The sequence below is a fragment of the Pseudoalteromonas sp. SG45-3 genome (assembly GCF_014164075.1).
GTDB lineage: Bacteria > Pseudomonadota > Gammaproteobacteria > Enterobacterales > Alteromonadaceae > Pseudoalteromonas > Pseudoalteromonas distincta.
Genome location: NZ_JACJEN010000016.1, coordinates 1 through 13,170, shown reverse-complemented (window position 1 = coordinate 13,170; position 13,170 = coordinate 1). Strand labels below are relative to the sequence as shown.

Annotated in this window: 14 protein-coding genes; 7 read left to right on the top strand and 7 right to left on the bottom strand. The window is 39.9% G+C overall.

The annotated features are described in order from the left end of the window. Nucleotides 1-253 precede the first annotated feature (253 nt). The gene (locus H5126_RS15945) at nucleotides 254-979 is read left to right on the top strand and encodes a hypothetical protein (RefSeq protein WP_182720118.1); all 726 of its coding nucleotides are present in this window, start codon (nucleotides 254-256) and stop codon (nucleotides 977-979) included. Nucleotides 980-1,041: 62 nt separating this feature from the next. Here H5126_RS15945 and H5126_RS15940 read toward each other — a convergent pair whose 3' ends face one another. Next, nucleotides 1,042-1,362, bottom strand: coding sequence for a chaperone modulator CbpM (locus H5126_RS15940; protein WP_182720119.1), 321 nt, complete (start codon nucleotides 1,360-1,362; stop codon nucleotides 1,042-1,044). Then, nucleotides 1,362-2,330, bottom strand: a complete 969-nt coding sequence (locus tag H5126_RS15935) for a DnaJ C-terminal domain-containing protein (RefSeq protein WP_138489795.1) — start codon at nucleotides 2,328-2,330, stop codon at nucleotides 1,362-1,364. Before H5126_RS15935 ends, H5126_RS15940 begins: the two co-directional genes overlap by 1 nt. Before the next feature lie 231 nt (nucleotides 2,331-2,561). Here H5126_RS15935 and H5126_RS15930 point away from each other — a divergent pair, with 231 nt between their 5' ends. From H5126_RS15930 to H5126_RS15920, 3 genes are all read left to right on the top strand, one after another. Next, entirely contained in the window at nucleotides 2,562-3,215 is a 654-nt protein-coding gene (locus H5126_RS15930; protein WP_149603346.1) for an endonuclease, read from the top strand. A gap of 100 nt (nucleotides 3,216-3,315) precedes the next feature. Beyond that, nucleotides 3,316-4,923: a S41 family peptidase gene (locus H5126_RS15925; RefSeq protein ID WP_182692764.1), complete on the top strand. Its 1,608-nt coding sequence runs from the start codon at nucleotides 3,316-3,318 to the stop codon at nucleotides 4,921-4,923. Beyond that, nucleotides 4,923-5,294: a hypothetical protein gene (locus tag H5126_RS15920; protein ID WP_024605009.1), complete on the top strand. Its 372-nt coding sequence runs from the start codon at nucleotides 4,923-4,925 to the stop codon at nucleotides 5,292-5,294. The genes H5126_RS15925 and H5126_RS15920 overlap by 1 nt, the downstream gene beginning before the upstream one ends. A gap of 71 nt (nucleotides 5,295-5,365) precedes the next feature. On the opposite strand, the gene hmpA is transcribed toward H5126_RS15920, so the two are convergent. Together hmpA and H5126_RS15910 are read right to left on the bottom strand one after the other, a co-directional pair. Continuing rightward, nucleotides 5,366-6,547, bottom strand: coding sequence for an NO-inducible flavohemoprotein (gene hmpA / locus H5126_RS15915; protein WP_182720120.1), 1,182 nt, complete (start codon nucleotides 6,545-6,547; stop codon nucleotides 5,366-5,368). Between the two features lie 20 nt (nucleotides 6,548-6,567). Continuing rightward, nucleotides 6,568-7,800 (bottom strand): NnrS family protein, encoded by a 1,233-nt coding sequence (locus H5126_RS15910; protein WP_182720121.1) that lies wholly within the window; start codon nucleotides 7,798-7,800, stop codon nucleotides 6,568-6,570. A 279-nt stretch (nucleotides 7,801-8,079) separates the two neighbouring features. Here H5126_RS15910 and norR point away from each other — a divergent pair, with 279 nt between their 5' ends. After that, nucleotides 8,080-9,636 carry a nitric oxide reductase transcriptional regulator NorR gene (norR, locus tag H5126_RS15905; protein ID WP_182720122.1) on the top strand — a complete coding sequence of 519 codons (1,557 nt, stop codon included), beginning with the start codon at nucleotides 8,080-8,082 and terminating at the stop codon, nucleotides 9,634-9,636. Between the two features lie 21 nt (nucleotides 9,637-9,657). On the opposite strand, the gene H5126_RS15900 is transcribed toward norR, so the two are convergent. Beyond that, nucleotides 9,658-10,557, bottom strand: a complete 900-nt coding sequence (locus H5126_RS15900) for a LysR family transcriptional regulator (RefSeq protein ID WP_154904117.1) — start codon at nucleotides 10,555-10,557, stop codon at nucleotides 9,658-9,660. Nucleotides 10,558-10,676: 119 nt separating this feature from the next. On the opposite strand from H5126_RS15900, the gene H5126_RS15895 reads away from it, so the two are divergent. Then, complete coding sequence (locus H5126_RS15895) at nucleotides 10,677-11,243, top strand: NADPH-dependent FMN reductase (RefSeq protein ID WP_008138682.1); 567 nt, start codon at nucleotides 10,677-10,679, stop codon at nucleotides 11,241-11,243. Nucleotides 11,244-11,264: 21 nt separating this feature from the next. Here the strand turns inward: H5126_RS15895 and H5126_RS15890 are convergent, their stop codons facing one another. Next, complete coding sequence (locus H5126_RS15890; protein ID WP_154904115.1) at nucleotides 11,265-11,705, bottom strand: TerB family tellurite resistance protein; 441 nt, start codon at nucleotides 11,703-11,705, stop codon at nucleotides 11,265-11,267. A 99-nt stretch (nucleotides 11,706-11,804) separates the two neighbouring features. Here H5126_RS15890 and H5126_RS15885 point away from each other — a divergent pair, with 99 nt between their 5' ends. Next, the gene (locus H5126_RS15885) at nucleotides 11,805-12,185 is read left to right on the top strand and encodes a hypothetical protein (protein WP_039489163.1); all 381 of its coding nucleotides are present in this window, start codon (nucleotides 11,805-11,807) and stop codon (nucleotides 12,183-12,185) included. Nucleotides 12,186-12,187: 2 nt separating this feature from the next. Here H5126_RS15885 and H5126_RS15880 read toward each other — a convergent pair whose 3' ends face one another. Beyond that, the gene (locus H5126_RS15880; RefSeq protein WP_182720123.1) at nucleotides 12,188-12,778 is read right to left on the bottom strand and encodes a hypothetical protein; all 591 of its coding nucleotides are present in this window, start codon (nucleotides 12,776-12,778) and stop codon (nucleotides 12,188-12,190) included. Nucleotides 12,779-13,170: the final 392 nt, after the last annotated feature.

The window sequence follows — 13,170 nt, the reverse complement described above, 5'->3', positions numbered from 1 at the left end:
CCAAATCAACTATGCTCTATTAACCACTTTATATGGATATTTCGCAGCTTTTAAGTATTTTTTAGCATTTAAAGCTAGCTGGATATCAAATATTCAGCTCAATTAAACAGATAAGTCATGTTAGGAATTTAAGTGTAATCTTTTTTATTTTTAAATGATTACAGTAAGCTATAGTTTAAACTGCGACAAAATGTCGCAGTAACTTATCCTATTAATGTAATAAACTAGCTTCTAAAAATAATAAGACTAAAACATGAATAAAAAAATATTTAAACATGCTCGCAAGTTACATAAATGGTTAGGATATTTATTAGCACTACAAATTTTAGCATGGTTACTAGGTGGTTTAATTATGAGTGCAATCCCTCTTGATAAAGTTCATGGGGAGCATCTTGCAACACGTACTCTTAATAACCCATTTACGCAGGCTGATTATGTTGCCTCACTTGACGATATTGCCTCTCAGGTGGTTAATCCAACACAAATAATTTTTGAGAACTTCTTAACTACACCACTTATTACTGTCTTTAGTAATAACGAGCAGCAAAGCTTCAATGGAATAACAGGCCGACCATTTGAACCGCCAACTAAAATACAAATTACCGCAAATGCTAAAGCACACTTACTTATTGACGCTCAAGTAACAAGCGCTGTACTACTAAAGCAAGGTATGCGAGAAGTAGGATATAAAACCAATGTTTGGCAGGTACAATTTGACGACACATTTAACACAACACTGTACTTGTCAGAAAATAACGGCAAAGTTGTTACCGTTCGCAGCACGCTATGGCGAATATTCGACTTTTTTTGGATGTTACATATTATGGATTACGATGAGCGAGAGAATTTTAATAATCCACTGCTTATTAGCTTTTCAGCAACCAGTGTACTTTTTTGTTTAAGTGGAATATTACTACTTATACAAAATATACGACTAAAACGATTTATCCGAATTAAAAATAAGAATAAATCAAAGTAGTCATATTGGTTTTTGAGAGCTAGCGCCCACTTATCAAAGAGTAAATAAGCCTAGGGCTTATTTTATTCCAAGTGCTTAAATCGACTCAAATGTCGCTTTAACATTTCGTTTTCGAAAATCAACTCATCACGCTCATCCAGCAATTGTAAAACTAAAGCTATTGCCGACCAATCTAACGAAAAGTCATGTTGGATACGGGCCGCTTTTTTAACTAAGGTCACTGCAGATACCGTAAATTGCCACTGCGTAACATGATCCCCATCAATTGGAACCGCAATATTATGCTCAACTAGCTCATATAAAATTGCTTCGCTAATATCACTGCTCAAACATAGCTCTTTGCTAGTAAGTAAATCGTCTTTTTGTGTCACGATAATTTGCATTATGGCTTGCTCCAGTTATTACGGGGATTAAAGTGAGCTTTTTCGGCTAATTCTTCCCACAGTTTTTTACTGGTATCATCAACAGATGTTGGATTAACAATTTTAAGCACAGCAAATAAGTCACCTTTAGCTTTTTTACTCATTAATCCCTTACCTTTAATACGCAAGCGTTGACCAGACTGACTATTAGAAGGAATAGTTAATTGGATGTTTCCTGTCAACGTAGGTAAATTTAGCTTTGTACCAAGAGCCGCTTCCCATGGTGCAAGAGGGACAACTATATTTAGGTTATGACCTTCAACATCAAATAATGGGTGAGGCACTAAACTAATTTGTAAATACAAGTCGCCATTTTGCCCATTAGCTGACCCTAATCCGCCTTGTCCTTTTAGTCGAATTCGCTCGCCATTTACTGAGCCTGCAGGAATTTTCACTTTAAGTGATTTTTTAATTTCAGTGACACGGCCACTGCTGTCTCGCTGCGGTAACATAAACTCAACAGGCTTAACGGTATCAACTAAAGTCTCTTCAAGAAAAATTGGGAACTCTATTTCCACATCTTGTCCTTTTTGCGCGCGAGCGGCGTTACTTCTGCTCTGCCCGGAACGATCGAATCCACCAGCTCCGCCAAACATTGAATTAATAAAGTCAGAAAACTCTTGGTCGGTTTGAGGATCGCTTTGCTGATAATTACTTTGCGAAGAGGCATTGTTACCACCATAATGGCCTTGCTGTTGACGAGCACGATTTTGTTGGTGACGACGTAACTCGTCGTATTTAGTGCGTTCTTCTTTGTTATGGATGACTTCGTAAGCTTCTGCTATTTCTTTAAACTTATCTTCTGCTTGAGGCTCTTTGCTTACATCTGGGTGATATTTTCTGGCTAACTTTTTATAAGCTACTTTAACCGCTTTATCATCTGCATCAGGCGATATTCCAAGCACTGCATAATAATCAACAAATTTCATTTGCAATCCAAATCCTCATATTGAGTAAGCTTTAAGCATACTCCTTAACGGGTAACCTTGTGTGGTTAAAATACGATAAATAGTGAGAAATAAATGAATAGTGAAAATAACTTTGAGTAAAAAATTAATCAGGCACTTTTTATTAATATAAGCGTAGGCCTTAAGTTAACTTTATCTTTTATCTTCAAGGCTTTAAACTGCCTATTCCTGTAGTTCACATTTGTGATGGATATGACTCGATTTATTCTGGCCTTATTGGCTTGTTGTGTGTGCGTTTCGGTATCAGCCGAACAATTTACCCGTTTTTCAACGGCTAAAAGACATTTAATTAAAACCCTACCTGACAACGCCAAAAGCATTTACTGCGGCTGTGATATTAAAAAAGAAGGCAAAAAACTCGTTCCTGACCCGTCTAACTGTGGTTACATTCCTCGAAATACCCTTACCCGCTCAGGTAAAGTAAATGTGCGAGCACTACGCATTGAGTGGGAGCACATTGTTCCGGCGTGGGAATTTGGTCACCAGCTACAATGCTGGCAAGATGGCGGGCGTAAAAACTGCCGTAAAGTAAGTGCTAAATTTAGAAAAATGGAAGCTGATATAAATAACTTAGCGCCAGCTATTGGCGAAATTAATGCCGATCGCTCTAATTATCGTTTTGGTATGCTTAGCGAAAACGCCACACAATATGGTCGTTGCGAAGTAAAAGTAAACTTTAAGCAACGTGTAGTTGAACCGCCTGTTTATGCACGAAAACGTATAGCTGACACCTACGCTTACATGCAAAAAACATACGGTTTAAAAATCTCTGATAAACAGCAAAAGTTATTTAATGCATGGCAAAAGCAAGCATTCGCAGATACAAGTAGTGCGAGCAAGCTCTAAGCTTTAACACTCATTTACATAAATCAAAGTTATAAATGTTGAATAAACGAGCGAGTGTTGTAATATTTTAAACAACTTATTTACAAAAAAGCCCTTAACTATGTTTAAAAATAATAAAACCTCGCTTGCCATTTTCACTGCATTTGCGGGCTTTGCTTTGACCGGTTGTGGCGGCGGCGGTAGCGGTATCGACTCAGCCCCTGTAGTTACAACACCTGTTAGTAGCAGTCCAACATGGACTGCGGGTGTATTTGAACCCTCTAACGATTTAAAAAACTTTTGCGAAACCCCGCGTACGGGTAACGATCCCTTTAATAACAACGAGCCTTACCCAGATCAAGCCGGTTCTGCCCTTTACGAAAAACTCTGGCTTCGTTCTTGGAGCGACGAAACCTACCTTTGGTATGATGAGATTGCCGATAACGATCCTGAAAGCTTTGCCACAGTAGCCGATTATTTTGCCCAATTAAAAACAGAGCAGCTTACCGACTCAGGAGCAAAAAAAGATAACTTTCATTTTTCAGAACCTACTGAAGATTACTTTCAAGAAGCGCAATCGGGCGTTACTTCTGGTTACGGTATAAATTGGGCGTTTATTGGCGATACAGCCGACCGTATTTTACGCGTCGCTTATCTTGAAGATGATTCACCTGCAAGCCAAATAGGCTTTCAACGTGGTGATACTGTACTTTCAGTTGACGGTGTTAGCATTAATACCAATACACAGTCGGGTGTAGATACGCTTAACGAAGGTTTATTTAGTCCTACTAACGGCGACTCACATACTATTGTTGTACGCAGTAACGATGGCGCCGAAAAAACATTTAATGTAACCGCTGGCAATATTGAACAAACACCGGTTCAAAATGTTAAAACGATTACAACCGCAAATGGTTCAAGCGTGGGTTACATGCAATTTAATAGCCATATAAGCATTGCCCAAGAAGGGCTTATTGATGCAGTAAATAAGTTTAAAACCGATGGTATTGATGAGCTTGTAATCGACTTTAGATATAACGGTGGTGGTTTATTAGCACTGTCGGCACAATTAGCTTATATGGTTGCCGGTAATGCCAACGTTAACAACCGCTTTTATTATCAAACTCAACAAAACGATAAACAACCCGTTGATTCACCTTTTCCATTTATTGATGAAGAAATAGATTACTCTACTTTTTTTAGCACAGGTGAAAACCTACCTGATTTAAACTTATCGAAGGTTTATGTATTAAGCACATCAGGCACCTGTTCGGCATCAGAAGCTTTTATTAATGGTTTAAAAGGTATAGACGCAGAAGTTATTTTAATTGGCGATACAACCTGCGGTAAGCCCTATGGCTTTACCCCAACTCATAACTGCGCAACAACCTATTACACTATTCAATTTAGTGGGGTAAATAGCAAAGGATTTGGCGAATACGCTGCGGGTTTTACACCAACCCCTACGCCACAATTTGATGCTGATGTTCAAGGTTGTGAAATTGAGGACGACTTTGATCATCAGTTAGGCGACAGTGACGAGGCCGTTTTAGCCACCGCATTGTTTCATGTTGAAAATGGCAATTGCCCAATTAGAACGGCTGCTGCAAAAGCAGAGCCAGCTAATTTTTCAAGCTCTCGTGAATCTCTCATTCCTTTAAATATGCCTGAGCAATTTACCCAGCGTAATATGGACTTAACTTGGCCAACACTGAGTGAGGAAAGGTAATGGCTAAATTAGTACTCCCATTAGCTACCTTATTCGCTTTAGGTGGATGCCAAAGTGTAAATAGTGATCCCGCTAAACCCGCTATATTAACGAGCGTTAATCCTAGCGTTATTGCAACACTACAACAGGCAATTCAACAAGCTAAGGGAGGCGCATTAGTAACACTTTCCGATTCCGTATTTACTAAACGTAGCGAACTGCTAATTGATCATGCAATGAGTAAAGGGTCTGATGGCAGAGTAATTATGGGCGCGCATAATATAAAATCTGAGAAGTTTATTTTGCAACTACGTAATAACCAATGCGAGCTTTACTATCCTAAAAAAGAGCTTACTACAGTACTTGAAGGTGTGACCTGTAAAGAGTTATAAGGCACTTTATTAGCGTTTATAAAAAGGCGCGCAGCACATCGCTGTACGCCTTTTTCTATTTTAAAGCGTTATTACAAGTCTTCATGCGGACCAAACACTTCATAATGAATCTGCTCGTTTTTAACACCTAATTCAAGTAACTGCTTTTTTATAAATGCCATAAAACCGGCAGGACCACATAAGTAAAAGTCGCCATTACTCAATGGTAGCTGTGCTTGTACTGCATTTAGGTTCATTAACCCAGTAAAGTCAGCGCCCTCTGTCGCTTGGTTAAACCACGTTATTGTTTTCAAGTGGTTATTCTGCGCTGTTAGATCATATAAATATTTTGAAAACGAATGTTGCTGAGTATTTTCGCAAGCATGTAAATACATAATCTCTTGATTAGAATTGTCACTTAATAACGTTTCAAGCATAGCCAGCATTGGCGTTTGCCCAACACCTGCTGAAATGAGAACCACTGGACTTGTGTTATTGCGTAAAAAGAAGTCTCCTGCCGGCGGGTATAACTCAACAATAGTGCCTTGCTCTAATGAGTGTAAATAATTAGACACCATGCCAGGCTTTGGCTGTAGCTCTTTTTTAACACTAATACGGTAGTTTTTAGCGTTACTTTTTTGTGAAATAGAATACTGGCGAATTTCCTCATATTCAGCGCCCTCTGGCTTAACTTTAATACCTAAATACTGCCCTGGTTTATGTGTAATAACAGCTTCGCCATCAACTGGCGTAAGTGTAAAACTCGTTACTAGTTCTGATTCGGCCTGTTTGTTGGTTATTTCAAATTGCCGAGTTCCCGCCCAACCACCGTGTTTATTTTTACTGTGCTCATACAAAGCAGCTTCTTCGGTTATACAAATATCAGCAAGTACGCCGTAAGCTTCGCGCCAAGCGTATTCAACATCGGGAGTAAATTGCTCAGGAAGAAGCTCTTTAAGCGTACCAATTAAGTGTGCACCTACAATAGGGTAATGCTCAGGTAAAATACTCAAGCTTGTATGCTTATGATTAATACGTGTTAGCGCTTCTTTTAATACGGCTAAATTATCAATATTTTGTGCATACGCAGCCAATGCATTAAAAAGTGCAAATTGCTGACGACCTGTATCTTGGTTCGCCATATTAAAAATATTTTTAAGCTCAGGATTATGACTAAATAAACGCTTATAAAAATGATCGGTAACAACCGTACCCGCCTGCGCTAATAGCGGAACTGTGCTTTTTACAATCTCAATGGTTTTATCAGATAACATATGTGTTTCCTATGGGTAAACTAACCACGACGCCCATCAACACGACGCCGCGTTAATATAGGTGTGCAGTGAATTAAAAATAATGAAAAAGCCACTAACCACAGCAAAGCACTTATTTGCCAAGCAAGGTGAGGCCCAATAATAAAAGGGAGTAATGAACGAGTAATAGCGGCCACAAGCAAAAACGTAAAAGCAACAGCCATGTAATGAGGAATAGCGAGTGTCCGCCCTGTATGACCATGTGATACACGCGTCATCATTGCTAAAATCATCATACCTATTGTGCCAATAGTGATTAAGTGCAGCGCATCTTTAAATTGTATTGCACTGCTATAAAAGCTAAATGCAACCATCATTAACCCTACGCCTAACGCTAAGTAGGAAAAATGTAAAGACCATAACAACGGCACTCTCAATACCTTGCTATCCCACCAACAACCAGCCCTAAGCAGGTGAAGCGCAGCAACAATTGCAACAACTAACGCAGGATTAATCGTGTTCAAAAACAACTTGTTGATGAAAAATAAAGTGATAGCCACAATAGATAAATACATAACAGCTTTATCTATTTTAGGAGTGCGAACTTGTGCGGCTAACCCCAGACCTTTAGCGGTAAAAAATGGTAAAACGCGGCCCGCAACAATGCCAACTAGTAAAGTAATAACCAGCACTGCGGTATCAACCACACCAAGTGCAAGCTGCATGTTTTGTTGTAAAACAAGTATTAAATACAATACATTGAGCCCACAAAGCACAGCTAAAATAGCTAAAAACGGATAGTTACTTTTGCTATTGGCTTTTAATAACATATTAGCCAACGCGGTTATGGCGCCTAGCCACCAAATAACTTGTAATGTAAGTGCAGCATATAAATTAAAATGAGCAATATCTGGCAGTACTACAAAAAATGCTAAGCGCGCTGCAAGCCATATAAGCGTAAGCCACATAAGGGCTTTGCCACTTATGCTCGGCACGCCTGTCCACGTTTGTGCTGCGGTAAGTAAAAAGCCAACAGCTACAACTCCTGCAAAGCCAAACAGCATTTCGTGCGCGTGCCATAATGTCGCAGGTATCGATAAGTGCCAACTTGCATGGCCTGTTAAAATAAGTAGCCAATACCCCACTGACAAAAATGCCAATAAGCCACCGCCTAAAAAGAAAGGCCTAAAAGCTAGCATCCATAACGGCCATTGAGATACTTGATGAATAGCAACGCGTGCTGGCATTGGCTCAGTTAAGTTTATAGGGCGCATTATTTTATTTCCTGCCCTACACCATACTGAGCAAAAAAGTATTCAGCGCACGCTAGTGCCCCATGCAGTGAACTAAACTGTGTTTGATTATTTAAATTATTCAGCATTAGTGTGTTCATAGCGATCTCTGTAACTAACTACGTTACTTAGCTATTACACATACTGTGCCAACAAGTTTAATTAATTAAATTCAACAAGTTAAATTAAATCACTTTACAGTGTGAGTCTTTATGACCTACTATAAATTAACTCATAAAAACACAAATAGGTCATTTTGACGTGAACCAGCAATTCAACCTTACACAAGTTGCTCTAGAGCTTGCTCAGAGTACACTACACGAGCATAGCTTTGATCAATTACTAGCAACGGTTGAGCGGGTTATTCCAAGTGATGCAAGTGCGTTATTAGTGCTTCAGGGCGAACAATTAAAACCACTGGCAATTAAAGGATTAATGCCCGACAGTTTAGGCAGACGATTTAAAATAGTAGAACACCCTCGCCTAGAAGCTATTTGCAAAAGCGCACTCGCGCTTCAATTTGCGCACGACTGCCCACTACCCGATCCATACGACGGATTACTATTAGCTAAAACCGGCGACATACCGGTACATGCATGTTTAGGTTTACCTCTTTATGATAAAAACGCGCTACTTGGCGTACTTACGTTTGATAGCCTTAACGCCAATGCATTTAACAGCATAAGCGCTGATACACTCAATACCTTACAAACGCTGTGTAGCGCGCACTTTAAAACGGCCTTAGAACTTGCCCATTACAAACAGCATGCACAGCACTCAAGTGCATTAGTACAAGAACTAAATCGTGAAGCATTAACACGTGACGGCGGTGAAATTATTGGTCAAAGTCCACTAATGCAAACACTTAAAAACGAAATTAAACTCGTTGCAGCATCTAACTTTAGCGTGCTTATATTAGGTGAAACAGGGGTAGGGAAAGAGCTTGTTGCGCGTAACATTCACTTAAATTCAGCTCGAAAAGATCAACCGCTTATTCACTTAAATTGTGCATCGCTTCCCGAAAACCTCGCCGAAAGTGAATTTTTTGGTCATTCTAAAGGGGCTTTTACAGGCGCACTAAATTCGCGCCAAGGTAAATTTCAATTAGCTGATGGCGGCACGTTATTTTTAGATGAAATAGGCGAACTGCCCCTGGGCATGCAAAGTAAACTATTACGAGTGCTACAAAGTGGCGAAATACAAACGGTAGGAGAAGACACGCCAAAGTACGTAGATGTACGCGTCGTTGCTGCAACCAACAGAAATTTAAAAGAAGAAGTAGCTCAAGGTCGCTTTAGAGCCGATTTATACCATCGCCTCAGTGTCTACCCTATTACTGTGCCACCACTTAGTAAACGCGAGCACGACATAACACTCTTAGCTGGTTATTTTATCGAGCAAACAGCCCGTAAATTAGGGATAAAACAATTAAAACTAAGCCCTGAAGCGCAAGTATTGCTTAATCAGTACAACTGGCCAGGTAACGTTCGCGAGCTTGAACACGTCATTAGCCGCAGCGCCCTTAAAGCAAAACAAAGCCAATGGCAAAATCCAATAATAACCATTACAAGCGAGCACTGTGACTTAACACCGAGTGCGCCGCAAAACTCTCTAGTAGCAAGCCAAAGTACAACCAACACCTTAATCAACCAACCTTTAAAGCAAGCTGTAGAATCGTTGCAATACAACGTAATTACCGAGCAATTAAAGAAGCATAACTACAACTGGTCAGCAGCAGCAAGAGTACTTGAATTAGATAGAGCAAACTTAGTACGCTTGGCTAAACGCCTAGGGATAGAAGTAAAAAAAACACTATAATCATTTAAAATACAGCTAAAACTATTGATTAGCAGCTAACTTACTAAAGTGTGTTTTTAACAACCCTGCAAAAGCTTGTACTTTAGCAGTACGATGCACTAAGTGATGCGTGACTAACCATACATCGGTAGGCCAGCTTAACTCACTGTGTAATATAGGCACTAAATCAGGATATTGCGCCGCTACGTCATGTTGTAATCCGCCAATGCCTAGCCCTTTAATGATTGCACGAGTCGCTTCTGCAGTTTCAGATACTCGCAGCTTTATTTGCGATGCAGGAATGTGCTCATCAGCCCATGCAAAATAAGGCACGCGGGCATTAAAACCAGCCACGCCCGATACAAAGTTATGTTGTTGTAAATCACTTAATAATTTAGGCATACCGTATTTATTAATGTAACGTTTATTAGCGTATAAACCCGATGAAAGCTGCGCCAAATGCTGAGCAATATAATCGCCTTCATCAGGCCTTGGGCCTGCACGCACTGCAATATGTGCTTGTCCGTGATCGAGCCTTAGCCTTTTTTGTTCTAAAATAACCTCAAGCTGCACTTGTGGATGTAGCGCCTGAAATTGCTCACATACATCACCAAGGACATCCATAAAGCCACTTACCGTCGTTAGCAACAAACTACCTCTAAGGGTGCTATCGGCCGCTACTATATCGTTATGTAACTGCTCTAAGGAGCTATGGATTGTTTGTGCTGTTGCAAATAACTTGGTGCCAATTTCAGTAACCTTGTAGCCACGAGCATGGCGATGAAAAAGCCGTGCATTTAAGTTTTTTTCAAGATTATTAATTCGCCTAAGCACTGTGCTGTGGTGCACATTAAGCTCCTCGGCCGCTGCTGTTAGCGTGCCTAACCGTGCTACTTCGAACGCAACTTTAACGTCTTGCCAATCTTCAAATTTTATCGCCATGCTGCCTACCTTTTACTTATGTGCATATACGCACACAAGTGTTGCGTTTATTAGGGTTTTCTACAAGTGAAATTTTGCTACATTAGTCATGTAACTTAAAACATTAAAAGGCCACTACCATGTCAGCACCAAAAATTATCGCCCTAGCTGGAAGCCTTCGCCAAGAAAGCTTTAACCAAAAAATTATTAATGAGGCAGCACGTTTTGCTCTACAAACAGGTGCTGAAGTAGAAGTAATAAAACTAAACGAATTAAACATCCCACTATTTAACGAAGATATTGAAGCGCAAGGTACACCAAGCGATGTACAGCTTTTAAAAGATAAGCTACGTACAGCCGACGGTATTTTACTAGCAAGCCCAGAGTACAACGGCTCTATTACCGCAGCACTAAAAAATGCGATTGATTGGGCATCGCGTACAGAGCAAGGTGCTGTTCCTGCTTTTCGTAATAAAGTGGTTGCTTTGTTTGCAGCATCGCCTGGTGGGCTTGGCGGCTTACGCGGTTTAAATCATGTGCGTGATATATTAAGCGGCATTGGATCGTTAGTACTTGCCGATCAACTTGCAGTACCCGCTGTGCACACACTGTTTAATGAGAATGGGCAAATAAATGAACCTGTAACGGCTGAAAAAGTATCAGCCCTCGCTCATCAGTTAGTAAGCGTTGCAAGTAAGTTAAGATAACTTGCACGCCTAAATAACTAATTACTTTGTCGCTGCTATTTTGGCGGCGATAAAGTCGGTATGCGTTACATATAAAAGCCCTGCTACTTTACGTATAACGTAGTCTTCTTGGGGATCTATTTCTCCATCGGCATACGCTAAGCGCCATAATAACTCTATTATTTCTATTCGCTGCTCCGCGCTACAATGCTCATTAATCTGTTTTGAAAACTGAAAGTAATCTATCGAATCATCTAAGCTACTTGCCGCATTATTAGTAAGCTCATTAACCTCAGTGTCTGTTAAATTAAAGTACTTTTTTAAGGTTACAGTCAGGGTTCGTTGTTCATCATGTTCAAGCTTGGTATCTGCGCGCATAACTTCAATTAATAATGCAGCAACCGCTGTTTTTAAGTCGTGCTCTTGCATACTTGGCTGCTGTTCATCGAATACAGCAAAAAGTTGTTTTATTTGTTTGAACATCACACTTTCCCTTTTTGGGTGTTAGACTAATACGTAAAGAAATCGACCTTATTACTCTTATTAATGGGTATAAAGTTCGCAAATTAAAGGATACATTTTATGAAAGGAATAAACACACCACGCTTATTTATAGGCGCTACGCTGGTGGCCCTTTCGAGTGCAAATACTGCACTTGCTGAAAAAGCCGAAACCGAGAAGCTCTACGACTTTGATAACAAAGTACATTACTACCAAACACAAATTGGCGAAGACAACTATAAAATAGAAATCCAGTCAGACGATTACAAACACTTTACCAATCAAAGTGTATTTTTGTTACGTCATGCTGACCGTCTATGCCGAGGCAATACCTTTATGTTGAAAGTACTTGAAGGCGTGCAAGAGTACGAACGCTTTCCAACAAAACCACGCGCTTACCAACCTGATTTAAGTGTTTTACTCCAATGCGAAACTAAAGAAGATACAAGTAAGGGTAAGTAACCTTATTTATAACCCCAAGGTGCTGATGGTGGAGTAATCGGTTTAGTTAAATCAAAATCCACCTTAAACTCACGTCCTTGGCGAATTAATCGATAAGTAAATACTTCTGGGTAAATATACATTTGCCATGTATTACCTACAGACTGCGCAAGACCTTGTTTTACAAATAACTCTTTAGAGTATTGGTCTGCTGGAAACGACTGTATCTGCGCAGACCCTGCATCAAGCGTATGGCCACCATACATAGTTGATGCGTCGTCTGTTCCATCTTTATGACGATGATCGTGCTTTAAACTCAAGCCGCTACCCGTTTTAGTTATGATCCACGTACGTGATGCATCGTCTCCTACATGAAACGGTACTTGTAACTCAGTCTCACTACATTTACGTACATGCATAACCAGTTTTTTATCTGTAAATGAGCTTGGGCCTTTCGCGTTATCTACCGCTACTTCACCTTCAAAAGCTTTACCGCAATGCGCTGCAATACTATTAAAAAAGGCATCATGAGTAGGAATAGACACTAACGGTGCAGGGCGTGCAAAAGCTGTCGATGAAGCAACTATTAAAGTTGCTACAGTTAATAATTTCATTTGTTTCTCGTTATAGTTATTTTAAAACACCTGTAATAGTACAGTTTTCTTAAGTACTTTATTAGAAGTATCTATATAAAAATGAGAGCGGGACAACTAGATAAAATTTTAAGTAATGATTAACGACTAAATACCTCTGCACTCATTAACAATCCTACTTTTATAAATATTAATTGCACACTTCTAGATGTGATTTTAACGTCGGGAGTCGCTACGCTCGCCCGGCCTACGTGATAGGTGTTGATGTGAGTGTGTGTTAATTGCGCGTATTTCACTTTTCTGCAGACGTAAAAAAGCCCGACTATTTCTAGTCGGGCTCTCTACAATTTGAAGCCTGGTAATGTCCTACTTTCACATAGCAAATGCTACACTATCATCGGCGCTGTTTCGTT